Below are 22033 nucleotides of genomic sequence, written 5' to 3' on the forward strand. Positions count from 1 at the left end.
GCTGGGGGTCAGCACCACGCCGGTGCGGGAAGCCCTCAACCGGCTGGTGGTGGAACGGCTGATCGACGGCGCCCCCGGCCTTGGATTTTTCGCACGCCAGCCGTCGGAGCTGGAAATCCGCAACCTCTACGACATGAACCAGTGGTATCTGGGGCTGGGCCTTGCCGAGGCGGAGAAATCGACGGCCGTGTCGGATTCCACCCGGATCGGGGCACTGGCCTCGTCGCTCGACGGGCTGACCCCGGGCGACCCCCAGTCCGAGGAGGCTGTGGCCAACGCCACGGGGGAGTTCGCGCTTCTGGTGGCGGAGCAGGCACGCAATTCCGAGATTTTCCGCGCCGTCAGCAACATCAATGACCGGCTGTATTACGTGCGGGTGTGCGAGTACCGCCTGCTGCCGGATACGGTGAGCGCCTTGCAGACCATGTTCCGGCAGTTCCAGGCCCGCCAGCTCGATGACCTGCGCCAGTCGCTCAAGGCCTACCATGAGGCGAGGGCCGCCGCGCTTCCCGACCTCATTCGGGAGCTGACCCGCTAGGCCCGGTTCGCTTGCGGTTCCCGGCCTGCGCGCCGGCGTCTGAACCGGACACGCCCGGTTCCGGCCCCGGTGCGCAGGCCTTTGGCTTGCCCTGAGACACCCGGCTTTATCCCGGCTTTCCGCGCCACCGGCGGCGGGGAGGGGCGGATGCGCGGCAAGGCGCAGGATCGCGCTTTGCTCGGGACGCGGGCTGTGATAGAACAGAACAAAAGGTGAACAAAGAAACGCGTGCAGAACAAGCCCATCTCTTCCGAACAGGTGCTTATGAGCCGCTATGCCGAACTTCAGGTGACCACCAACTTCTCCTTCCTCCAGGGCGCGAGCCATGCGGCGGAGCTGGTCGAGCGCGCGCAGGCGCTGGGCCTTGAGGCTCTGGCGGTGACGGACCGCAACACGCTCGCCGGGGCGGTGCGGATGCACACGGAGGCCAGGGCGCGGGGGGGGCGGCTGGTGATCGGCTGCCGCCTCGATCTGGCGGATGCGCCCTCGCTGCTGGCCTATCCCACGGACCGGGCCGCCTATGGCCGGCTGTCCCGGCTGCTGACGCTGGGCAAGTGCCGCGCGCCCAAGGGGGAGTGTTTCCTGACGCTGGCCGATGTGGCGGCGCACGCCGAGGGGCTGATCCTCGCCATCCTTCCGCCGGAGCGGCGGGACCGCACCACCATCGCCGACTTCATCAAGCAGCTGTTGCAGATGAAGCAGATCCTGCACCCGGCCGCCGGGCTGTACCTTGTCGCCCAGCACCTCTACCGGGGCGATGACCGGCGCTGGCTTGGCCGCCTGCAGGCGATCGGCGACGGGCTCGGCCTGCCGCTCGTCGCCACCAATGACGTGCTCTACCACATGCCGGAGCGGCGCCCGCTTCAGGATGTGCTCACCTGCATCCGCGAGAAGACGACCATCAGCGCGGCGGGCCTCAGGCTGGCGGGCAATGCGGAGCGGCACCTGAAGCCGCCCGAGATCATGGCCGAGCTGTTCCGGGGGCATGAGGAGGCGCTGGCCAACACCCTCAGGATCGTGGAGGCCTGCCGCTTCAGCCTCGACGAGCTGCGCTACGAATACCCGGACGAGCCGGTGCCGCCGGGGGTGACGCCGCAGCAGCATCTGGAGGCGCTGGTGTGGGAGGGCGCGGCGCGGCGCTTCCCCGGCGGCCTGCCGGACACGGTGCGGACGACGATCCAGCGCGAGCTGGCGCTGATCGCGCAGCGGGACTACGCCCCCTATTTCCTGACCGTCCACGACATTGTCTCCTACGCCCGGGCGCAGGGCATCCTGTGCCAGGGGCGGGGGTCGGCCGCCAATTCGGTGGTGTGCTTCTGCCTCGGCATCACCTCGGTCAACCCGACGGAAGTGAACCTGCTGTTCGAGCGGTTCATCAGCGAGGAGCGCCACGAGCCGCCCGACATCGACGTGGACTTCGAGCACGAGCGGCGCGAGGAGGTCATCCAGTACATCTACCGGCGCTATGGCCGCCACCGGGCGGGTCTGGCAGCGACGGTCATCTCCTACCGTCCGCGCTCGGCGATCCGGGACGTGGGCAAGGCCATGGGGCTGACGGAAGACGTCACCTCGGCGCTGGCCGGCACCATCTGGGGCTCGGGCGCGGGCGACGGCGGGGAGATCGACGAGAAGCGGCTGCGCGAGGCGGGCCTTCAGGTGCTGGACACCAGGGTGATGCAGGCGTTGCAGCTTGCCAACCAGCTCATCGGGTTTCCGCGCCACCTGTCGCAGCACGTGGGCGGCTTCGTGCTGACGAGGGGCGCGCTCGACGAGACCGTGCCCATCGGCAACGCCGCCATGGCGGAGCGCACCTTCATCGAGTGGGACAAGGACGACATCAACGCCCTCGGCCTCCTGAAGGTGGACGTGCTGGCGCTGGGTATGCTCACCGCGCTGCACAAGGCGTTCGACCTCGTGAAGGCGCATCATGGCCGCCCGCTTGCGCTCGAGACCATCCCGCGCGAGGACCCGCGGGTCTACGACATGCTGTGCCGGGCCGACTCGGTGGGGGTGTTTCAGGTGGAAAGCCGGGCGCAGATGAACATGCTGCCCCGGCTCAAGCCGCGCTGCTTCTACGATCTGGTCATTCAGGTAGCGATCGTGCGCCCGGGGCCGATCCAGGGCGACATGGTGCATCCCTACCTGCGCCGGCGCGACGGGCTGGAGCCGGTGTTCTATCCCTCGCCCGCGCCCGGGCAGGGCCCGCCGGACGAGCTGGAGCGCATCCTGAAGAAAACCCTCGGCGTGCCCCTGTTCCAGGAGCAGGCCATGCGCATCGCCATGGAGGCGGCGCAGTTCAGCCCGGCGGAGGCCAACGGGCTGCGCCGGGCCATGGCCACCTTCCGCCGCCGGGGCATCATTCACGAGTATGAGGAGATGATGGTCAGCCGCATGATCGCGCGCGGCTATGATCCCGTTTTCGCCCGCCGCTGCTTCGATCAGATCAAGGGCTTCGGCGAATACGGCTTCCCCGAAAGCCACGCGGCCAGTTTCGCGCTGCTGGTCTATGCCTCCGCCTGGCTCAAGTGCCACTATCCCGACGTGTTCTGCGCGGCGCTGCTCAACTCCCAGCCGCTCGGCTTCTATGCCCCGGCCCAGATCGTGCGCGACGCCCGCGAGCATGGCGTCGAGGTGCGCGAGCCGGACGTGAACCACTCCCACTGGGACTGCACGCTGGAGGCAGCGGGCGAGGGGCGCTTTGCCGTGCGGCTGGGCCTGCGGATGATCGACGGCCTCGGCCAGAGCGCGGTGGAGGTGCTGGTGGCCGCCCGCCGCGACGGGCCGTTCCGCACCGTCGAGGAGGTGCGCCGCCGCTCGGGCCTGCCGGTCGACATGCTGGAGAAGATGGCCGCGGCCGATGCCTTCCGCTCGCTGGGGCACGACCGGCGTCAGGCCCACTGGGCCGTGCGCGCCGTGCCCAAGGCGCGGCCCCTGCCCCTGTTCGAGCACGTGGGCGAGGTGGTGCCGGAGCCTGCCGTCTCCCTGCCGGACATGGCGCTCTCGGAGGAGGTGGTGGCGGACTACCAGTCCCTGCGCCTGTCGCTCAAGGCGCATCCCATGGCGCTGCTGCGCCCGCGCTACGCCCGGCAGGGCGTCTCCACCTGCGCCGGGCTCCAGACGCTGCGGGACGGCGCGCGCGCCAGCATGGCGGGCGTGGTGCTGGTGCGCCAGCGCCCGGGCAGCGCCAGCGGCGTGGTGTTCATGACGGTGGAGGACGAGACCGGCATCGCCAACATCGTGTTCTGGCCCGGCGTGTTCGAGAAGTACCGGGCCGCCGTCATGGGCGGGCGCCTGGTGCGGATCGAGGGGCGCATCCAGCGGCTGGAGGCGACGCCTGACGGCCCCAAGCCCGCCGTACCGGTGGTGCATCTGGTGGCGGTGCGCATCATCGACATGAGCGGGGATCTGGCGCTGCTGTCCGACGGGCTGGCGGCTTCTGCCGATCCGGCGGACCGGGCGGCGGACTCGCGGATGCGCCCGGGGCAGGCGCGGCATCCGCGCCAGGTGCGGGTCATTCCGCGCTCGCGGGATTTCCACTAGGGCCCGCGCGCGGCAGGCCGGGCCAAACCTGTCCGTTTTCTCACTGGCGTGGCCGTATAAATACCCTAGTATAATGACTGCGCCTGATCTCGCAGGCGGAACCTGTCATCGCAGGTTGAGAATGACGGAGCTTATGGGGGGATGAGCCAGTCGTCGCGCCGGACCATGCTTGCCTTCGCGCTTGTTGGCGTGTCCCTGCACGCCGGCGGGGCGGATGCGTCCGGGACGGCTGCCAGAACGGCCGCTGACCAGACGGCACCAGATCAGGCCGAAACCGGCCAGACAGCAACTGGCCAGACAGCAACGGACAAGATTGCAGCCGCACCGGTGGCCGGCATCCATGCGGCCGTCTCCCGGCAACAGTCGGCGGATGTGGTGGCGACCCTGATCGAGCACGCGATTCGCCAGTCGGGGCATACCTGCAAGCTGCTGCGCGATTACCAGATGTTCGGCACCAACCGTCAGGGGCTCACCCTCAAGGCCAAGTGCGCCGAGCAGCCAACCTATGTGCTGCACATCAGCCCCCGGGACGAGGTGCGGGTGAGCGGGGGCGACGGCACCATCCAGCCGATGAACCCGCAGGACGGGCCGATCACTGCCGTGTGGGGCGTGCGGGCCGAGAAGTATCTGTCGCAGAACGCCAGAACCGCCGCCGCGGCGAAGGCGCCTGCCGCGACGGCCGCGACCGAATCGCGGCGGGCGACGACGGCGGCGGGCGCGCTCCCGTCCCTCGAGGAGGGCAGCGGCTGGTGGAACCCGGTGCTTCTGGCGGGGCTCCTGCTGGCGTTCCTGCTGGCGTTGCCGCTGCTGATCTGGCTCAACACCCGGCCGTCGGAGGCGCAAGGGTTCACCAGCCATGACAAGGACCTGCTGCTGGCCGAATCCCGCGAGATCCTGCCCTCCATCTACCAGCACCCGGACGGCTGGTTCATCGTGCGGGGGCGGCGGGGCAAGCGGCGGGTGTTCCGTATGCTGCTGTTCGCCTACCTCTACCGCACCTACGGCGTGAAACTGGGAGAAGTGCGCTGATCCCGCGTTTGCGCGAGACAGGGCGCCAGGGCCGCGGCCTGGACCGTGCCGTGACTTAAACGGTGATGGTGCGGCGCTGATGATCCTCGATGCGGACCTTGCGATCCACATAGGCAGTCAGCCACTGGCGATGGGCCTCGGCGGCGTTGCCGGCGGCCCGGATCCGGTGCGCGGCGGCGTCGCCGCCGATCTGCGAGGCCAGCAGCACGCGGGCGCGCGAGGGATCGAGCCCCCGGGTGAGGAAGCGGACAGCGTCACCCGGCCCCAGATGGTGGGCGAGGTAGGCCCGCTTGGCCAGTTCCTCCGGCGGCAAGCCGTCATGCACCAGCCCCTGCTTCTCCAGCGCGTTCAGGTTGGCGAGGGCGTAGTCCGCCGCCGCCTCGATGGAGGCGCGCGGGTCGAAGCGCAGCGCCAGCAGATCGGCGCGGGCGGAGGCCAGCACGCGGCCGTTGCCGTCGAGCCAGCCGCGCTCGGCCGCCACGCCGTTGAGCCAGGTGCCGGGCCGCTCCGCCTCGCTCTCCCAGGTGGAGGCCAGGAACTGGGTCAGCCCCGCCGCCGAGGAGCGGGGATTGCGGCTGTCCGGGTCCCACACGCCGTTCACGGTGGCGGCTTCCGCATCGACGATGGCGGCCAGCATGGCGGCGGGCAGCCCGGTTCGGGCCGAGGCGCTCTCCAGCATCGGCTGGTAGATGGCGTTGTCCTTGAGGTCGAGCGGCCCGTCAGGCCCCGCGCCAAAGGCCGGCAGCGCGCCCATGAAGGCGGCGGCGCCCATGACGGCGGTGGCGTCGGTGCCCGCCCCCGGGCCGGTCGCGGCGGCTTCGCCCTGAAGGGCCAGCAGGATGATCGGATCGATGCCAAGGCTGTGCGCCGAGGCGGCCGCGCCCGAACCGGCGTCGGCGCTGTCCCCGGCGTCGCCGATGGCCGCCTGCCACAGCTGGCGCAGCATCTCCTGCCGCATGTCGGACCAGGCCAGCGCGGCGCGGCCCTCGGGCGAGAGCTGTGCGGCAGCCAGGGAATTGGCAGAAAGGTGGGTGGCGCTGGTCATGACCGGCGAATATCTCCTTGGCGTCACCCTTGCGCAATGTGGTGAAGAAAAGGTTTATGCGCGCGCTCTCGTGCCGCGCGGCGGATGGCGTTACACTTGTCAGCGACGGCTCCGGCGCCCGGAGGGGGGCGGAACAGGGGCCGCACGAGGGGTCGAAACAGGGGCCCGCCGAACGGGTCAGGAGAGGGGAGGACTCACGCCATGACAGTTGAGACAAGCGCCGGCTCGATTACCATCGAGACCCACGGCAGGATTCTGCTCATCGGCATCAATCGTCCGCAAAAGCGCAACGGCCTTACTCCCGAGATGCTGTGCGCGCTGTCGGAGGCCTATCAGAAGCTGGATGCCGAGCCCGATCTGCGCGCCGGCGTGCTGTTCGCCCACGGCCCGGATTTCTGCGCCGGGCTCGAGCTGCCCCGCTTCGCCGAGATCTTTGCCCGGGGCGAGGACTTCGGCATGAGCGTCGAGGGCAAGCCGGACATTTTCGCCCGCCGCCCGCCGTGGCGGAAGAAGCCGATCGTCGCCGCCATCAAGGGCATTACCTACACCGCCGGGCTTGAGCTGGCGCTGGCGGCGGACATCGTGGTCGCGGCCAGCGACGTGCGACTCGGTATGCTGGAGCCCCGGCGCGGCCTGATGCCCGTGGGCGGCGCCACCTACCGCTTCATCGAGCGGGGCGGCTGGGGCAACGCCATGCGCTGGCTGCTCACCGGCGAGGAATTCGGCGCGGACGAGGGCTGCCGCATCGGCATCATTCAGGAGATCGTGCCGCCGGGGTTCGAGCTGAACCGGGCCATTGCCATCGCCGAGACCATCGCGGCCCAGGCGCCGCTGGCGGTGGAGGCCATTCGCGCCAACGCCATCACCTATGCCCAGCACGGGGAGGCGGCCTGCGCTGCCGAGTTCGGGCCGGTCTCGGCGCGGCTGGGCCATACGGAGGACTTCGCCGAGGGCGTGGCCAGCTTCAGGGAGAAGCGCGCGGCCGTGTTCAAGGGGCGCTGAGCCCCGCGCAGAACGGAAGCAGGAAAGGGGGCAGGGCGCCAGCGGCACCGCCCCCTTCCAGAATTTCCAGCCCGGCTCTTAATCCCGCAGGTCGGGCTTGGGCCACTCCACCTCGCGCATCACGTCGAAGTGGGCGAGGATTTCGCCATGCAGCGGCGCGTTGGGGAAATCGACGCCGATCAGCTGCACGCTCGAATTGCGGGCCCGCGCCATTGCCGGAACCAGATCGGTGTCGGCGGCCACCAGCACCACCCGGTCCGCCGCGCGGCTGTCGATGATCTGGGTCAGATCGAGGCCGATCTGGAGGTCGATGCCCTTCTGCTCGAAATCCGGGCGGAAGTGCTGGTCGGTCAGGCCGCCGGTGGGCATGGGCAGCGACTTGGGCTTCCAGCCCCGGAACTTCAGCATCCCGGTGCGCACGCACAGGTAATCCCGTCCGGCCAGCTCGTCGAGCCAGCCGCCGCCGGACTTGAAATGATACGGCTCGCCCGAGACGGGAAGCTGGGCCTCCCCCTGGTAGGGGCGGCAGTCATAGTAGAAAACCCGGATCAGTTCTTCCTGCTTCTCCAGCAGGGCATGGGCAAAGTCTTCAATAAGATCGACAGTATAGTCGATGCCGTCACGACGAGCCTGGGCGCGCAAGTGGCCGCCATCGATCTGGATAATAACACGCTTCATATACAACTCCCTACGGAATGAAGAGACGCTGGCAAAATGTAAGACAGCAAGATCATTACCATAGCGACGATTTCGCGTTCATACCATAGGTACAACAAGATCTTGGCCGGCCTGCCGCGGGCCATCCGCTGCCTGACCGAGGGGGTGGGGTAACGGGCGGCCCTGTCCAGAAAAACGAACCAGAGAGGCGATTGCCCGCAGGAACGGGCGGGAAACGCTGCGGATCGGGCGCGGAAATGCGCGATTTTGCCGTCTGGCAGGGCTGGAAGCGCCGTTTCCTTGCCGGCGGCCCCCGGTTTCATGCTAGACGCGGACATAGTGTCGCAGGGCGGCGGGCCGCCGGGAGCGAGGGACGATGGAGACGATGCGCTGCGTTGATGCCAGGGGACTGCGCTGTCCGCTGCCGGTGTTGCGGTTGCGCCGGGCAGCGGAGGGGGCGCAGCCCGGCGACCGGCTGGAGCTGCTGGCGACCGATCCGGCCGCCCGCCGCGACGTGCCCGCCTTCTGCGCCGAGAAGGGCTGGGTGCTGGAAAGCGCGGACGATCAGCCGGACGGGGCAACCCGCTACCGGGTGCGGATCACCTGAGCCCGCGCCTGCCAGCCGGGGCGGCCGTGCCGATTTTCCGGGCAGGCGGCACCCGCTTTCGCTAGGATGCCGCCCGGCCGCAAAGGGCCAGAGGGAAAGCCAAAGGGGATCAAGGGAATGCAAGTGCAGCGTTTTCGCGGCAGCTGCCAGTGCGGCGCGGTGACCTATGAGGTCGAGGCCAGCCTGGAGCAGGCCATCACCTGCAACTGCTCGCGCTGCCAGCGCATGGGCTTCGTGCTCACCTTCGCGCCGCGCGACCGGTTCGAGCTGAAGTCGGGTGCGGAGAACCTCACCGAGTACCGTTTCAACTCGAAGCGGATCCAGCACCTGTTCTGCGCCACCTGCGGGGTGGAGAGCTTCGCCTACGGCCAGATGCCGGACGGCACCGAAATCGCGGCCATCAACATCAACTGCCTCGAAGGCGTGGACCCGCGCGCCATCCCGGCCAAGGCGGTGGACGGCCGCAGCTTCTAGGGGACGCCGCCCGCCGGGGGGGCGAGGCGGCGAGGGGCAAGGCGCGCTGGGCGAGGGGCAAGGGGCGCGTCAGTCGCCGACCTTCACCACCACCTTGCCGAAGTTGCGCCCCTCCAGCAGCCCCATGAAGGCGGTGGGGGCATTCTCCAGCCCCTCGGTCACGTCCTCCCGGTAGCGGATGCGGCCCTCCCGCACCCATCGGGTCATGTCCGCATTGAACTCGGCGGCGCGGTGGCCGTAGTCCAGTGTCACGATGAAGCCCTGAATCTTCAGGCGGCGGATCAGAATGGTGGTGAGAAGCTGGGGCATCCGGTCCGGCCCCGGCGGCAGGTGGGTCATGTTGTACTGGGCGATGAGCCCGCACAGCGGCACCCGCCCGCCCGGGTTGAGGCGCGGCAGCACCGCCTCGAACACCTTGCCGCCCACGTTCTCGAAGTAGACATCGATGCCGTTGGGGCAGGCCTCCGCCAGCCGCTGCCGGAAGTCGTCGCTGCGGTGGTCGATGCAGGCGTCGAACCCCAGCGCCTCGACGGCATGGCGGCACTTCTCCGGCCCGCCCGCGATGCCGACCACCCGGCAGCCCTTGAGCTTGGCGATCTGGCCGACGACAGACCCCACCGCGCCGGTGGCGGCGGCAACGGCCACCGTCTCGCCCGGCTGCGGCCGGCCGATGTCGAGGAGGCCGAAGTAGGCGGTCATCCCCGGCATACCGAGCACGCCAAGCGCGTGGGAGGGGTTCTCCATGGCGGGGTCGAGCCGGATCAGCTCCCGCCCGTCCGAGACGCCGTAGTCCTGCCAGCCGCAGTAGGACAGCACCAGATCGCCCGGCGCGAAGCCGGGGTGGCGGGACTGCTCCACCCGGCTGACCGTGCCGCCCACCATCACCCCGCCCACCGGCACCGGCTCGGCGTAGGAGGGGCCGTCGTCCATCCGCCCGCGCATGTAGGGGTCGAGCGACAGGTAAAGTGTGCGCAGCAGCACCTGGCCCTCGCGCGGCTCGGGCACCGGCGCTTCCTCCAGCCGGAAGTTCTCGGGCGTGGGCGCACCCTTGGGGCGCGCGGCGAGGACGATGCGGCGGTTGACGTCGCGGGATTGCGGCATGGCGATTCCCTCCCCCTTACCGAACGGGCCGGGCCAGACCGCCCGGCGATGGCAACGTCAGGGTGCTATGAAGCGGGCGGGCGGTCAAACCGGCCCCCCACCGCGCGCCGGAGGCGCGAAGCAGTTGTTGCGCGCGGAGGCGCGATCCTGTTCTTGCGCGCGTCAGACGACGCCAAGGTCAACCGCCACATTGCCCTTGATGGCGTGGGAGTAGGGGCACACCTCGTGGGCCGCCCGCGCCACTGCCTCCGCCTCCTCCCGCTCGACGCCCGGCAGCTCCACGGTCAGGCGGACGGCAAGGCCGAAGCCGGTGCCGTCGTCGCGGCGGCCGATGCCGACCGTGGCCGTCACCTTGGCATCCTCGGGCACGGTCACGTCCTGCTTCGGGGCGACCGCCTTCACGGCGCTGAGAAAGCAGGCGGCGTAGCCCGCCGCGAAGAGCTGCTCGGGGTTGGCGCCGTCGCCGCCCTTTCCGCCCAGCCCCTCGGGAATGGACAGGTCGAACGCCACCTTGCCGTCTTCCGTCTCGGTATGGCCTTCCCGGCCGCCGGTCGCCGTGGCCGTCGTTTCATAAAGCGTCTTCACGAGCCAGTCTCCTCACCTGATAGGCAACAGGCGGTGAAACGCCGGGAGGACGGGATCGCTTCGCCCCGCCGCGACGCCCCGGGCGAAGTCGGGCGTATTTTACATAAGGCTAAATCGTCGCTGGCGGGGTTTAAACGCTCACGGAGAGGTTTTTACCTATTTCGGCTAGGGTGGTAGCGGGCGAGCCCGGAATCGCGCTCTACGGCGCCTCTACGGGCGATTGCGGGGCATGTCCGGCGGCGGGGTAAGGGGCTTTGCGTTTGCAGAGGGTCTCGGACCCTCTGCACTCCCGATCTTTTCGCGGCCGTGTTTCAGGCGCGCACTGGAAACGCGGCCCGATAAACTCCCGCCACAGGGAAAGGGCCGCGCCCTTCGTGAAGGATGCGGCCCCTTGAAACGAATGGGGGTGCAGGGGGTTGAGACCCCCTGCAAAACCAACCCTGACCCCAATCAGCTCGCCATCAGCGACGGCAGCCATTCCTCGTGAGCCTGGCGCAGGTCGGCGAGGCTCACGTTGAACAGGCCCTGGGCGGCCACGTGGTCGCCCTTGGTCACGCCGATCACGGTTGCGGCGACGCCGGCGGCCTTGGCGGCGGCGAGGAGGGCGTCAGCGTTCTTCGTGGTGACGACGTAGCGGCCCTGATCCTCGCCGAACAGCCAGGCGTGGGGCGCGGCGACGTCCGCCGGGACGGTCAGTTCGGCGCCGATGTTGCCGGCCAGCGCCATTTCGACCACGGCGCTGACGAGGCCGCCGTCCGAGCAGTCGTGCACGGCGGTGACGGCCTTCGCCTGGATCTGGCTGCGCACGAAGTCGCCGGTGCGGCGTTCGGCGGCGAGGTCAACCGGCGGCGGCGCGCCTTCCTCGCGGCCGCAGATCTCGCGCAGGTAGAGCGACTGGCCGAGGTGGCCCTTGGTCTCGCCCAGCACCACGATGGTCTCGTCCGCCGCCTTGAAGGCGACGGTGGCCATGGTCTCGTAGTTCTCGAGGAGGCCGACGCCGCCGATGGCCGGGGTCGGCAGGATGCCGGAGCCGTTGGTCTCGTTGTAGAGCGACACGTTGCCGGAGACGACCGGGAACTCCAGCGCGGTGCAGGCTTCTGCCATGCCCTCGATGCAGCCGACGAACTGACCCATGATTTCCGGGCGCTGCGGGTTGCCGAAGTTCATGCAGTCGGTGATCGCCAGCGGCTTCGCGCCCACCGCCGTGATGTTGCGCCACACCTCGGCCACGGCCTGCTTGCCGCCCTCGACCGGGTCCGCGAAGCAGTAGCGCGGGGTGCAGTCGGTGGAGATGGCGAGGGCCTTCTTGCTCCGGGTGCCGTCCTGCACGCGAACCACGGCGGCGTCGCCGCCCGGGCGCTGGATGGTGTTGGCCATGACCATGTGGTCATACTGCTCCCAGATCCAGCGGCGCGATGCCATGTCGGGCGAGCCGATCAGCTTGAGGAGCGCCTGGCCGTAGTCGTTCGGCGCCGGGACGCTGCTCGCGGGCAGCTCGGCCGGCTTCGGGGTCGGCACGTAGGGGCGCTCGTAGGCCGGGGCGTTGTCGCCGAGCGGGCCGAGCGGGATGTCCGCCGCCACTTCGCCCTTGAACTTCAGCACCAGGCGGCCGGTGTCGGTGATGGTGCCGATGACGGCGAAGTCGAGGCCCCACTTGTGGAAGATCTTCTCCGCCTCGGCCTCGCGGCCCGGCTTCAGGATCATGAGCATGCGCTCCTGGGATTCGGAGAGCATCATCTCGTAGGGCACCATGCCTTCCTCGCGGCAGGGCACCTTGTCCAGGTCCAGCTCGATGCCGACGCCGCCCTTGGAGGCCATTTCCACCGACGAGGAGGTGAGGCCCGCCGCGCCCATGTCCTGAATGGCCACGATCGCGTCGGATTCCATCAGCTCGAGGCAGGCTTCGATCAGCAGCTTCTCGGTGAAGGGGTCGCCCACCTGCACGGTCGGGCGCTTCTCCTCCGAGTCCTCGGTGAATTCGGCCGAGGCCATGGTCGCGCCGTGGATGCCGTCGCGGCCGGTCTTGGAGCCGACATAGACCACCGGGTTACCGATGCCGGCGGCGGCCGAGTAGAAGATCTTGTCCTGGCGGGCGAGACCCACCGTCATGGCGTTGACGAGGATGTTGCCGTTGTAGGAGGCGTGGAAGTTCACCTCGCCGCCCACGGTCGGCACGCCGACGCAGTTGCCGTAGCCGCCGATGCCGGAGACCACGCCCGAGATCAGGTGGCGCATCTTCGGGTGGGTGGGGTCGCCGAAGCGCAGGGCGTTCATGTTGGCGATGGGGCGCGCGCCCATGGTGAACACGTCGCGCAGGATGCCGCCGACGCCGGTGGCCGCGCCCTGGTAGGGCTCGATGTACGACGGGTGGTTGTGGCTCTCCATCTTGAAGATGGCGGCCCAGCCGTCGCCGATGTCGATGACGCCCGCATTCTCGCCGGGGCCCTGGATGACCCACGGGGCCTTGGTCGGCAGCTTCTTCAGGTGCACGCGGCTCGACTTGTAGGAGCAGTGCTCCGACCACATGACGGAGAAGATGCCGAGTTCGGTGAGGTTCGGCTCGCGGCCAAGGCTCTTGAGGATGACCTCGTATTCCTCGGTGGTCAGGCCATGTTCGGCAACAACCTCGGGCGTGATGGCGGGGGACACAGACATACCGTCTCTCAATCCGTTGGGCGGGACAATTTGGGGACGCTCATAGCCGCTTGAGGCACGGAACGCCAGTGCGCGATGGCGCCCTGGTGGCGTTCTGTGACGATGTGTGCCCTGTTGCGGACTGTCTGCGTGGATGGCCTGCGCAGACCGCTTGCCTGGCGGGCCGCAACCGGCCATTCCCTCTGGCGGAATTCACATGTCAGCAGGAAAGGCAGTGCCATGTCCACCATCACCCGGCTTGAGACCGAAACCCGCATGAGCCAGGCGGTCATCCACAACGGCGTCGTCTATCTGGCGGGGCAGGTGGGCGAGACCGGCTCAACTGTCGCCGAGCAGACCGCCAGCGCGCTGGCCGAGGTGGACCGCCTGCTGGCGCTGGCGGGCACGGACAAGACCCGCATTCTCTCCGCCCAGATCATCCTCGCCGACATCGCCACCTTCGCCGAGATGAACGCGGTGTGGGACGCCTGGGTCGCCCCCGGCCACGCGCCCGCCCGCGCCACCATCGAGGGCAAGCTCGCCGCGCCGGAGTATCTGGTGGAGATCATCGTCACGGCGGCGGTGGCGTAGGAGGCCGCTCGGTTTGCAATGAAAAGACCGGCCGCTCCAGACGGTCCTGTTCGGGGCGCTTGCGGGTACGGGGTGGGGTCTCCCCTTATTCCATCGTCACCCGCCGCGGCACCCGTTTGCCCTTGGTGCGGCTGGTCAGATGAAACTGGCGGCAGCGGTCGCAGCGGTAGGGGCGGAGCGTGACGGTTGCGCGCAGCACCGCCTCCAGCGCTTCCGCCTCGCTGGCGTAGCGCCGCTTCTTCCGGCAGATGGACAGGCGGGTGCGCACCGTTCACGCATCCCGGCCATCAGCGTCCCAGCCGGATTCGCATTGCTTCCGTGGAGACCCCAAACTCCTTGGCAAGCTCTTCCGTGTTTCGGTTCCCCACATTGATGAGCGCATGGCGCGGCATCAACACATTGGCCGCAAAGCTGTTCGCTTGCCGTTCATGCTGGGGACGGATATAGGGATTGGGACGTCTGGTTCCTTCGGCTCTGTAAGCCCGATTGTCTCCAACGCCATCGCCCAGAAGATCCCGATGATAGATGTAATGGCCAAGCTCGTGGGCGGCTGTGAAACGCTGTCTTGTGCGCGGGTGATTTCCGTTCACGACGATCCGATAACGTCCGTCCGGCTTTCGTTCGATATAGCCGGAGACTTCGTTATCCAGGGATTCCTTGACGAGTTCGAGGCCCAGATCGGTAATGATTTCCTCGATGGGGACAGGCTTTCTGTCCCAGTATTTCGAGATTACGGACAGCGGCTCGCGCGTCATCAGGCGTTTTCCCCTATATCGTCGGCAGCCTTTTCGTCATCGCCATTGCCGATTGTCGCATCTCCGAGCAGGCCAACGTGACGCCGTATTATGCCTGGAGCCTCTTCGGCCAGCCATTCCCTTATGTAGGAATCCGCACAATTCTTGGCAATCTCTCGGGCCTCATGCTCGGCCCGGACCTTGATGTAATAACCCCAGCCGATGGCAAAGAAGAGGGCGATCACCCCAAGGAGAACAGTTCCCCATGTGAATGCTGTCGACAGGGAGGCGAAAGAGGTCGCCAAAGCGTTGAAATCAGGTGTGGGTATGGGGGAAGGCACGGAAATGACAGGTATTTCACATGCCTGCCGTGTTGCTTCTATTATTTCGTCACAGGCTTTTGCTGTTTCGATTGCGGCGGCCTTGATGCTCATCGATGGATCCGTGACGGATTTGCAATGTCCGATATAGTCCGTATGAACTATACGTGGTCAAGCTTTTAATTGCGCCGAAAGGCCTGATTCCCCGGCCTTTCAGGGGACCGTTCGGACCATGAGCACACCGCGGCATTGCTCTTTGATCTGTCCGTGGTCACGTCCGGTTTGCAACCGGAGTTGGGTCAAGGACAGAACGGTGGAGGGGCAGGCAGGGCAAGAAAAAAGGCCGGAGGGAGTCCTCCGGCCTTCTGCGGCAGCGGGGCCGCAGGGGCAGCGGCCCTTGCCGTAGCGGGCTTGCCCTATTTGCAATCGCACGCCTTTGCGGTGTCCGCGTGCGGGTTCGGGCCGCCGCGGGCGATCCACTCGTCGAGCACGCGCTCCAGCGTCGAGAGCGGCACCGAGCCCAGGTTCAGGATGGTGTCGTGGAACCAGCGCTGGTCGAACTTCGCCCCCAGCGCCTGCTCGGCCTCGGCGCGCTTGCGGCGGATCAGCAGCTCGCCCAGCTTGTAGGCATTGGCCTGGCCGGGCGAGTTCATGTAGCGCTCCACCTCGAGCGTCACCTCGAGGTCGGAGAGGGCGGTGTGGCTGGCCATGTACTCAATGGCCTGCTCGCGGGTCCAGCCCATGTGGTGGAGGCCGGTGTCCACCACCAGACGCGCCGCGCGCCACATCTCGTAGGTCTGGCGGCCGAACTCGTCATAGGGCGTCTCGTAGATGCCCATTTCCTTGCCGAGCCACTCCATGTAGAGCGCCCAGCCCTCGCCGTAGCCCGAGAAGTAGGTGTGCTTGCGGATCTCCGGCCGGTTCGGCCCTTCCAGCGCCAGCGCCGCCTGGAAGCTGTGGCCGGGGGCGCACTCGTGGGCCGTGAGCGGCGGAATGGTGTAGAGCGGCCGCGCCGGCAGGTTGTAGGTGTTCATCAGGCAGCTCTCGAGCCCGCCGTTGCCGCCGGTGGCGAAGGGCGCGATGTTGTCGGGCGTCGGGCGGATGGTGAAGCGGTAGCGCGGCAGCAGCCCGAACATGTACTTGAGCTGGCCGTTGATCTTGTTTGCCACATAGGCCGACTTGGCGAGCAGTTCGTAGGGCGTTTTGGCGTAGAACTGCGGGTCCGTTTTCAGGAAGTGCAGGAAGCCCTTGAAGTCGCCGGTCCAGCCCGACTCCTTCATGGTCGCCTCCATGTCCGCCTTGATGCGGGCCACTTCCTTGAGGCCGATCGCGTGGATCTGCTCGGCCGTCAGGTCGGTGGTGGTGTACTGGCGCAGCTTGGCGGCGTAGTAGGCCTTGCCGTCGGGCAGGTCCTCCGCCGCCGTGGTGGTGCGGGCGTTGGGGATGTACTCGTCGCGGACGAACCGGTGCAGCTTCTCGAACGCCTTCGCCGCGGCGGCAATGGCGGCCCGGCCCTCGGCGATGAGCGGGTCGCGCTCGCTGGCCGGAATGTTGGAGGGCATCAGGGAGAAGGCCGTGTAGAGCGGGTTCTTCTCCACCTCGGCCTGCGCCAGCGGCGCGATGGGCGCGTCGCGCCCGGCCAGAGACGCGCGCGGATTGGTGAAGCCGCGCTTGAGGCCGGCGCGCATGTTGGCGATCTGCTCGTCGATGTAGCGCGGCATGTCGCGCAGGCGGCCGATGTAGTTGCGGTATTCCTCGACCGTTCCGTAGCCGTGGCGCGGCGCGATCCAGATCCAGAAGCCGAACGGGTTCTCGTACTCGCGGAAACGCTGCTCGATCAGGAAGCCTTCAAGGGCGGTGCGGAACACTTCCGCATTGATCCGCTCCTCGGGCGAGAGCTGGTCGAGCGGAATGGCATCCAGCTGCTTCAGCATGTTTGCCCAGTAGGCCTCGCGGCGCTTCTGGCTGGCGGGATCGACCCGGGGCAGGTTCGCGCCGCGGCTGCCGTCATCGTCCTCGAGGCCGAACTCCTTGGTGCGCCACGCCCACTCCGCCTCGTAGAGGGCCTTGAGGCGGGCATCGGCGGAGCCCGCTGCGGGACTCGCCGCCTCCGGTGTACTCGCGGCTTCCGCCGTGTGGATGACGCCGCTGGTGCCCAGCGACAGGGCGAGAACAAGGGTGGTGGCAAGGGATTGGCGCTTCATGTCGGCTCCACGGTTTGCGCCGGCCCGGCGGACGGCTGAGGGAAGGTCAATCGCATAACATATACGAAATAGTGCAGACGCGACCGTAACGTGTCAAGCAACGCGCCGTTCCGCTCCCCGGGTAAAACGGTCAGCGAAAAACAAAAAAGGCCGGAGGGCGGACCCTCCGGCCTTTTGCGATGGCTGGTGCGGCGCGGCTTATTGCAGCGAGGCGATCACGCTCTCGAACAGGCCGCGGCCGTCGGTGCCGCCCTGCTCCGGCTCGATGAGCCGCTCCGGGTGCGGCATCATGCCGATCACGTTGCCCTTTTCGTTGATGATGCCGGCGATGTCGTTGCGCGAGCCGTTGGGGTTGTTCACGTAGCGGAACACCACCTGGCCGTTGCCCTCGATGCGGGCCAGCGTCTCGTCGTCGGCGAAGTAGTTGCCGTCGTGGTGGGCGACCGGGAACACCACTTCCTGACCGGCCTCGTAGCGGCGGGTGAAGATGGTGTCGTCGTTCTCCACCTTGAGGGTGACGTCACGGCAGATGAACTTCAGGCCGGCGTTGCGCATCAGCGCGCCCGGCAGCAGGCCGGCTTCGGTGAGGATCTGGAAGCCGTTGCACACGCCCAGCACCTTCACGCCGCGATCGGCGGCCTTCACCACCTCGCGCATGACCGGCGACTGGGCGGCCATGGCGCCGGAGCGCAGGTAGTCGCCGTAGGAAAAGCCGCCGGGCAGGGCGATCAGGTCCAGGCCCTCCGGCAGGGTGCTGTCGCCGTGCCAGACCATGGCGGGCTCATTGCCGCTGATCTTGTGCAGGGCGGCGGCCATGTCCCGGTCGCAGTTGGAACCCGGAAAAACGATAACGGCGGATTTCATAACCTTGACCCCAGCTTTGGGTGTTTCTGACGGGCTTTGGATGTTCGGGGCGGGAAGGCCCCCGAGAAGCGGATCGGCAAGAAGCGGACCGGCCGCCCGGTGCCCCGGGCGGCCCTACCGGTTTCAGGCCAGCTCGATCCGGTAGTTCTCGATGACCGTGTTGGCCAGCAGCTTGCGGCACATCTCATCGATCTGGGCCCGGGCCTTCTCGGCGTCCGTCTCGGCCACTTCCAGCTCGATGAACTTGCCCTGGCGAACATCCTCGACAGCGCTGAAGCCCAGGCCATGCAGCGCGCCGGCGATGGCCTTGCCCTGGGGGTCGAGCACCCCGTTCTTCAGCGTTACGTAAACCTTGGCTTTCATCCCCGTCCTTCCTCGCGTGCCTTGCGGTGCTGATCCAGATCAAGAACGGTCGACACCGAGCCTTCCGGCAGAAGGCCGAGGCGGCGCGCCACTTCCTGATAGGCTTCCACTTCGCCGCCCATGTCGCGGCGGAAGCGGTCCTTGTCCAGCTTCTCGCCGGTGGCGGCGTCCCACAGACGGCAGCCGTCGGGGCTGATCTCGTCCGCCAGGATGATGCGGCTGTAGTCGCCCTCCCACAGGCGGCCGAACTCCAGCTTGAAGTCCACGAGCTTGATGCCGATGCCGGCGAACAGGCCCGACAGGAAGTCGTTGATGCGGATCGCGAGGTCCGCGATGTCGTGCATCTCTTCCTGGGTGGCCCAGCCGAAGGCGGCGATGTGCTCGTCGGTGATCATCGGATCGCCGAGGGCGTCGTTCTTGTAGTAGTACTCGATGATGGTGCGCGGCAGCGGCATGCCCTCTTCCAGGCCCAGACGCTTGGCCAGCGAGCCCGCCACCACGTTGCGGACGACCACCTCGATCGGCACGATTTCAACCTGCCGCACCAGCTGCTCGCGCATGTTCAGGCGGCGGATGAAATGGGTCGGGATGCCCATGTTGCCGAGGAGCGTGAACACATGCTCCGAGATGCGGTTGTTGAGCACGCCCTTGCCGGAGATCGTGCCCTTCTTCTGCGCGTTGAAGGCGGTTGCGTCATCCTTGAAATACTGGATGATGGTGCCAGGCTCCGGTCCTTCGTAAAGGATCTTGGCCTTGCCTTCGTAAATTTGGCGACGGCGAGACATAATGCGGTCCACTGAGTCGGAGGTGTGGGTGCTGGCGGCGGCTGTCTACGCTTGAAGGCCCGATTCCCGATCTGTCACGTCGGCGGAACAGGGGCCAAGCGGCGTTGACCACCCCAGCGAGTCGGGTTCTCCATACTCCAAAGGGTTCCGGGGAACAATGAAGATTAATGTCTTGCCCCCAGCCCGCGATTCGCACGCTTCCGCCTGGCTGGTAGTTGATCCGGTCCCGACGGCTCTCTATGTAGGGGGTCGATTGCGACCAGTTTCAAGAGAAAGAGGCTATGACCACGTTCGATAACCGGGAGAGAGCGTTCGAGGAGAAGTTCGCGCGGGACGCCGAGTTGCAGTTCAAGGTGGCTGCACGGCGGAACAAGCTCCTGGGGCTGTGGGTGGCCGAACTCCTCAAGCTGACGCCGGAAGAGGCGGAAACCTACGCCAAGTCGGTGATCCATGCCGACTTCGAGGAAGCGGGCGACGAGGACGTGTTCCGCAAGATCTACGGCGACCTCACGGCGCGCGGCATCGAGATCACCGAGCACCAGGTGCGCCGGATGATGGAAGAGAAGATGGCGGAAGCGCGCCGCCAGTTCTTCGAGAGCATCTGAGCAACCGGCTTCGGCCCGGAAAACCGGGGCCGACGGCCAGGGAAAGAGCTTCGCACCATGCCCATGGCAGCTGACGAGATCGAACGCCTCATCAAGGAGGCCCTGCCGGACGCCCAGGTTTCCATTCAGGACCTGGCCGGCGACGGCGACCACTATGCGGCGACCGTGGTGTCGTCCGCCTTCGCGGGGCTGCCACGCGTGCGGCAGCACCAACTGGTTTATCAGGCGTTGCAGGGCCGCATGGGCGGCGAGCTGCATGCGCTGGCGCTCACCACCCGGGTGCCGGACGCCGCCCCCCTGGAATAAGGCCCTGGAGTAAGGCAATGAGCGAAAACATCTTCGACAGCATCCGTCAGGCGGTGGATACCTACGACGTGGTGCTTTTCATGAAGGGCACCCCGGATTTCCCGCAGTGCGGCTTCTCGTCGCGCGCCGTGGCGATCCTCGAGCGCCTGAACGTCTCTTACGCCAGCTACAATGTGCTGGAGAGCCCGGAGCTGCGCGAGGGCATCAAGCAGTTTTCCAACTGGCCGACCATCCCGCAGCTCTACGTCAAGGGCGAGTTCATCGGCGGCTCGGACATCATGATGGAGATGTTCGAGTCCGGCGAACTTCAGCAGCTGCTGGAGGAAAAGGGCGTCACCGCCGCCGACTGAGGCCGCAGGGCACCCGGCCTGCACCCGGCAACCGGATGCCCGCCCGGCAACAGGATGCCCGGCAAACGGACACCCGAACGTGTTACGAGGAGAAGGCCCGATGCCCCGGCGTCGGGCCTTCTTTCATGTGGACCTTCCTTGCTTGTGGAGATGCGTGTTGGATAACGAGACGTTTCGCCGCCATGCCCATGCGCTGGTGGACTGGATGGCCGACTACATGGCCGGCGTGGAACACTACCCGGTGCGGGCGCGCGTCGCCCCCGGCAGCATCGCCGCGCAGATGGCCGACGCGCCGCCCGAGCAGGGCGAGCCGTTCGAGGCGATCTTCGAGGACTTCCGGGAGATCGTGCTGCCGGGCATGACCCACTGGCAGCACCCCGGCTTCTTCGCCTACTTCCCCGCCAATTCGAGCCCGCCCTCGGTGCTGGCGGAGATGCTGACCGCAACCCTCGCCGCCCAGTGCATGCTGTGGCAGACCTCCCCCGCCGCTACCGAGCTGGAAGGGCGGATGATGGAGTGGCTGTCCCAGGCGCTCGCCCTGCCGCAGGGCTTCCACGGCTCCATCCAGGCCAGCGCCTCGGAGGCGACGCTCTCCGCCCTGCTCATGGCCCGCGAACGGGCGACCGACTACGCCTCCAACGCGCAAGGGCTGGCGATGTCGGGCGAGCGGCTCGCGGTCTATTGCAGCGAGGACGCCCACTCGTCCGTCGAGAAGGGCGCGCGGGTGGCGGGCTACGGCGCGCAGATGGTCCGCAAGATCCCGGTGGACGAAACCCGCGCCATCCGGCCGGACGCGCTGGAGGCGGCCATCCGCCGCGACGTGGCGGCGGGCATCAAGCCCGCGTGCGTTGTTGCCTGCATCGGCGGCACCGGCACGGGCGGCATGGACGACGTGTGGGCCGTGGCGCAGATCGCCCGCTCCCACGGCGCATTCGTGCACGTGGACGCGGCCTGGGCCGGCTCCGCCCTCATCCTGCCGGAATGGCGGCACATCGCCGACGGGCTGGAACTGGTGGACAGCTTCGTCTTCAACCCGCACAAGTGGCTGCTCACCAACTTCGACTGCTCGGCCCATTACGTGCGCGAGCCGGAGGCGCTCCAGCGCACCCTCTCGCTGGTGCCCGAATACCTGCGCACCCACGGCGCAGAAGGCATCACGGACTACAGCAACTGGAGCGTGCCGCTGGGCCGCCGCTTCCGTGCGCTCAAACTCTGGTTCGTGCTGCGCTCCTACGGCCTCGAAGGGCTGCGGGCGATCCTGCGCCGCCACATCGACCTCGCCGCCCGCGCCCATGACGCCCTGAGCGCGGAGCCGGACTTCGAGATCACCTCGCCGCTAAGGCTGGCCCTCTTCACCTTCCGCCACCGGCCCGAGGGACTGTCGGACGAGGCGCTGGACGCCCACAACGAACGCCTGCTCGCCGCGCTCAACGATACGGGCCAGGTCTACTTCACCCAGACGCGGGTGAACGGCCGCTACGTCATCCGCTTCCAGGTGGGCCAGACCAACACCGAAGCCCGCCACGTGGACGCCGCGCTCGACCTGATCCGCAAGACGGCACGGACGCCGGGCTGAGCCGGGGGGGCGAGTTTCTTTTTGCTTCAAGGTTAAGGGGGGGGTGGGGGGGGGGGGGGGGGGGGAAGAGACCACACCCCCCCCGCCCCCACCCCCCCCCCCCCCCCCCCCCCCCCCCCCCCC

General features: G+C 67.8%; 23 protein-coding genes (1 of these 23 cut by a window edge). 11 read left to right on the plus strand and 12 right to left on the minus strand.

Annotation, left to right across the window (positions count from 1 at the left end):
• The 3 genes from ACSJJU_RS10755 to ACSJJU_RS10765 all read left to right on the plus strand — a co-directional run.
• Positions 1–538: the 3' portion of a GntR family transcriptional regulator gene (locus tag ACSJJU_RS10755; protein WP_435915445.1), read on the plus strand. Its footprint begins 122 nt before the window's first position; only the last 538 of its 660 coding nucleotides appear in the window; its start codon lies beyond the left edge, outside the window; the stop codon is at positions 536–538.
• 264 nt (positions 539–802) lie between these two features.
• Complete coding sequence (locus ACSJJU_RS10760; protein ID WP_435915446.1) at positions 803–4078, plus strand: error-prone DNA polymerase; 3276 nt, start codon at positions 803–805, stop codon at positions 4076–4078.
• Between the two features lie 141 nt (positions 4079–4219).
• On the plus strand, positions 4220–5107 hold the full coding sequence (locus ACSJJU_RS10765; RefSeq protein WP_435915448.1) for a hypothetical protein: 888 nt from the start codon (positions 4220–4222) through the stop codon (positions 5105–5107).
• A 55-nt stretch (positions 5108–5162) separates the two neighbouring features.
• On the opposite strand, the gene ACSJJU_RS10770 is transcribed toward ACSJJU_RS10765, so the two are convergent.
• Complete coding sequence (locus tag ACSJJU_RS10770) at positions 5163–6152, minus strand: peptidoglycan-binding protein (RefSeq protein ID WP_435915449.1); 990 nt, start codon at positions 6150–6152, stop codon at positions 5163–5165.
• Between the two features lie 201 nt (positions 6153–6353).
• Between ACSJJU_RS10770 and ACSJJU_RS10775 the strand changes: the two genes are divergently transcribed.
• Positions 6354–7154: a crotonase/enoyl-CoA hydratase family protein gene (locus tag ACSJJU_RS10775; RefSeq protein ID WP_435915450.1), complete on the plus strand. Its 801-nt coding sequence runs from the start codon at positions 6354–6356 to the stop codon at positions 7152–7154.
• Positions 7155–7232: 78 nt separating this feature from the next.
• Here ACSJJU_RS10775 and ACSJJU_RS10780 read toward each other — a convergent pair whose 3' ends face one another.
• On the minus strand, positions 7233–7832 hold the full coding sequence (locus tag ACSJJU_RS10780; RefSeq protein WP_435915451.1) for an NYN domain-containing protein: 600 nt from the start codon (positions 7830–7832) through the stop codon (positions 7233–7235).
• A gap of 355 nt (positions 7833–8187) precedes the next feature.
• Here ACSJJU_RS10780 and ACSJJU_RS10785 point away from each other — a divergent pair, with 355 nt between their 5' ends.
• Both ACSJJU_RS10785 and ACSJJU_RS10790 read left to right on the plus strand, forming a co-directional pair.
• Entirely contained in the window at positions 8188–8418 is a 231-nt protein-coding gene (locus ACSJJU_RS10785) for a sulfurtransferase TusA family protein (protein WP_435915452.1), read from the plus strand.
• A 123-nt stretch (positions 8419–8541) separates the two neighbouring features.
• Complete coding sequence (locus ACSJJU_RS10790; RefSeq protein WP_435915453.1) at positions 8542–8892, plus strand: GFA family protein; 351 nt, start codon at positions 8542–8544, stop codon at positions 8890–8892.
• Positions 8893–8961: 69 nt separating this feature from the next.
• Here the strand turns inward: ACSJJU_RS10790 and ACSJJU_RS10795 are convergent, their stop codons facing one another.
• The 3 genes from ACSJJU_RS10795 to purL all read right to left on the minus strand — a co-directional run bounded on the left by ACSJJU_RS10795 (position 8962) and on the right by purL (position 13233).
• Complete coding sequence (locus tag ACSJJU_RS10795) at positions 8962–9993, minus strand: NADP-dependent oxidoreductase (protein ID WP_435915454.1); 1032 nt, start codon at positions 9991–9993, stop codon at positions 8962–8964.
• Between the two features lie 162 nt (positions 9994–10155).
• Positions 10156–10578 carry an Ohr family peroxiredoxin gene (locus tag ACSJJU_RS10800; RefSeq protein ID WP_435915456.1) on the minus strand — a complete coding sequence of 141 codons (423 nt, stop codon included), beginning with the start codon at positions 10576–10578 and terminating at the stop codon, positions 10156–10158.
• A 450-nt stretch (positions 10579–11028) separates the two neighbouring features.
• Entirely contained in the window at positions 11029–13233 is a 2205-nt protein-coding gene (gene purL, locus ACSJJU_RS10805) for a phosphoribosylformylglycinamidine synthase subunit PurL (RefSeq protein ID WP_435915457.1), read from the minus strand.
• Between the two features lie 219 nt (positions 13234–13452).
• On the opposite strand from purL, the gene ACSJJU_RS10810 reads away from it, so the two are divergent.
• On the plus strand, positions 13453–13803 hold the full coding sequence (locus ACSJJU_RS10810; protein ID WP_435915459.1) for a RidA family protein: 351 nt from the start codon (positions 13453–13455) through the stop codon (positions 13801–13803).
• Positions 13804–13888: 85 nt separating this feature from the next.
• Here ACSJJU_RS10810 and ACSJJU_RS10815 read toward each other — a convergent pair whose 3' ends face one another.
• The 7 genes from ACSJJU_RS10815 to purC all read right to left on the minus strand — a co-directional run bounded on the left by ACSJJU_RS10815 (position 13889) and on the right by purC (position 19073).
• Positions 13889–14071, minus strand: a complete 183-nt coding sequence (locus tag ACSJJU_RS10815; protein ID WP_435915460.1) for a hypothetical protein — start codon at positions 14069–14071, stop codon at positions 13889–13891.
• Positions 14072–14090: 19 nt separating this feature from the next.
• Positions 14091–14558 (minus strand): ImmA/IrrE family metallo-endopeptidase, encoded by a 468-nt coding sequence (locus ACSJJU_RS10820; protein ID WP_435915462.1) that lies wholly within the window; start codon positions 14556–14558, stop codon positions 14091–14093.
• On the minus strand, positions 14558–14971 hold the full coding sequence (locus ACSJJU_RS10825) for a hypothetical protein (protein ID WP_435915463.1): 414 nt from the start codon (positions 14969–14971) through the stop codon (positions 14558–14560). The genes ACSJJU_RS10820 and ACSJJU_RS10825 overlap by 1 nt, the downstream gene beginning before the upstream one ends.
• A gap of 302 nt (positions 14972–15273) precedes the next feature.
• Positions 15274–17061, minus strand: a complete 1788-nt coding sequence (locus ACSJJU_RS10830; protein ID WP_435915465.1) for a DUF885 domain-containing protein — start codon at positions 17059–17061, stop codon at positions 15274–15276.
• Positions 17062–17259: 198 nt separating this feature from the next.
• Positions 17260–17925 carry a phosphoribosylformylglycinamidine synthase subunit PurQ gene (gene purQ, locus ACSJJU_RS10835; protein ID WP_435915467.1) on the minus strand — a complete coding sequence of 222 codons (666 nt, stop codon included), beginning with the start codon at positions 17923–17925 and terminating at the stop codon, positions 17260–17262.
• 123 nt (positions 17926–18048) lie between these two features.
• Positions 18049–18288, minus strand: coding sequence for a phosphoribosylformylglycinamidine synthase subunit PurS (gene purS / locus ACSJJU_RS10840; protein ID WP_435915468.1), 240 nt, complete (start codon positions 18286–18288; stop codon positions 18049–18051).
• Positions 18285–19073: a phosphoribosylaminoimidazolesuccinocarboxamide synthase gene (purC, locus tag ACSJJU_RS10845; protein WP_435915469.1), complete on the minus strand. Its 789-nt coding sequence runs from the start codon at positions 19071–19073 to the stop codon at positions 18285–18287. Before purC ends, purS begins: the two co-directional genes overlap by 4 nt.
• A 281-nt stretch (positions 19074–19354) precedes the next feature.
• Between purC and ACSJJU_RS10850 the strand changes: the two genes are divergently transcribed.
• The 4 genes from ACSJJU_RS10850 (at position 19355) to ACSJJU_RS10865 (ending at position 21910) form a co-directional block, all read left to right on the plus strand.
• On the plus strand, positions 19355–19678 hold the full coding sequence (locus tag ACSJJU_RS10850; protein ID WP_435915470.1) for a DUF1476 domain-containing protein: 324 nt from the start codon (positions 19355–19357) through the stop codon (positions 19676–19678).
• A gap of 57 nt (positions 19679–19735) precedes the next feature.
• Positions 19736–19984: a BolA family protein gene (locus ACSJJU_RS10855; RefSeq protein WP_435915471.1), complete on the plus strand. Its 249-nt coding sequence runs from the start codon at positions 19736–19738 to the stop codon at positions 19982–19984.
• Between the two features lie 17 nt (positions 19985–20001).
• Positions 20002–20334, plus strand: coding sequence for a Grx4 family monothiol glutaredoxin (gene grxD, locus ACSJJU_RS10860; RefSeq protein ID WP_435915473.1), 333 nt, complete (start codon positions 20002–20004; stop codon positions 20332–20334).
• 157 nt (positions 20335–20491) lie between these two features.
• The gene (locus ACSJJU_RS10865) at positions 20492–21910 is read left to right on the plus strand and encodes a pyridoxal phosphate-dependent decarboxylase family protein (protein WP_435915474.1); all 1419 of its coding nucleotides are present in this window, start codon (positions 20492–20494) and stop codon (positions 21908–21910) included.
• The last annotated feature ends 123 nt before the right edge of the window (positions 21911–22033 follow it).

Source organism: Pedomonas sp. V897, assembly GCF_051304405.1.
GTDB lineage: Bacteria > Pseudomonadota > Alphaproteobacteria > Sphingomonadales > Sphingomonadaceae > Pedomonas.

Coding starts and splice junctions, on each gene's coding strand:
- ACSJJU_RS10775 (WP_435915450.1), top strand. CDS start 6,354: ATGACAGTTGAGACAAGCGCCGGCTCGATTACCATCGAGACCCACGGC.
- ACSJJU_RS10810 (WP_435915459.1), top strand. CDS start 13,453: ATGTCCACCATCACCCGGCTTGAGACCGAAACCCGCATGAGCCAGGCG.
- ACSJJU_RS10760 (WP_435915446.1), top strand. CDS start 803: ATGAGCCGCTATGCCGAACTTCAGGTGACCACCAACTTCTCCTTCCTC.
- ACSJJU_RS10820 (WP_435915462.1), bottom strand. CDS start 14,558: ATGACGCGCGAGCCGCTGTCCGTAATCTCGAAATACTGGGACAGAAAG.
- purC (WP_435915469.1), bottom strand. CDS start 19,073: ATGTCTCGCCGTCGCCAAATTTACGAAGGCAAGGCCAAGATCCTTTAC.
- ACSJJU_RS10785 (WP_435915452.1), top strand. CDS start 8,188: ATGGAGACGATGCGCTGCGTTGATGCCAGGGGACTGCGCTGTCCGCTG.
- grxD (WP_435915473.1), top strand. CDS start 20,002: ATGAGCGAAAACATCTTCGACAGCATCCGTCAGGCGGTGGATACCTAC.
- purQ (WP_435915467.1), bottom strand. CDS start 17,925: ATGAAATCCGCCGTTATCGTTTTTCCGGGTTCCAACTGCGACCGGGAC.
- ACSJJU_RS10780 (WP_435915451.1), bottom strand. CDS start 7,832: ATGAAGCGTGTTATTATCCAGATCGATGGCGGCCACTTGCGCGCCCAG.
- purS (WP_435915468.1), bottom strand. CDS start 18,288: ATGAAAGCCAAGGTTTACGTAACGCTGAAGAACGGGGTGCTCGACCCC.
- ACSJJU_RS10830 (WP_435915465.1), bottom strand. CDS start 17,061: ATGAAGCGCCAATCCCTTGCCACCACCCTTGTTCTCGCCCTGTCGCTG.
- ACSJJU_RS10795 (WP_435915454.1), bottom strand. CDS start 9,993: ATGCCGCAATCCCGCGACGTCAACCGCCGCATCGTCCTCGCCGCGCGC.
- ACSJJU_RS10765 (WP_435915448.1), top strand. CDS start 4,220: ATGAGCCAGTCGTCGCGCCGGACCATGCTTGCCTTCGCGCTTGTTGGC.
- ACSJJU_RS10825 (WP_435915463.1), bottom strand. CDS start 14,971: ATGAGCATCAAGGCCGCCGCAATCGAAACAGCAAAAGCCTGTGACGAA.
- purL (WP_435915457.1), bottom strand. CDS start 13,233: ATGTCTGTGTCCCCCGCCATCACGCCCGAGGTTGTTGCCGAACATGGC.
- ACSJJU_RS10850 (WP_435915470.1), top strand. CDS start 19,355: ATGACCACGTTCGATAACCGGGAGAGAGCGTTCGAGGAGAAGTTCGCG.
- ACSJJU_RS10770 (WP_435915449.1), bottom strand. CDS start 6,152: ATGACCAGCGCCACCCACCTTTCTGCCAATTCCCTGGCTGCCGCACAG.
- ACSJJU_RS10855 (WP_435915471.1), top strand. CDS start 19,736: ATGCCCATGGCAGCTGACGAGATCGAACGCCTCATCAAGGAGGCCCTG.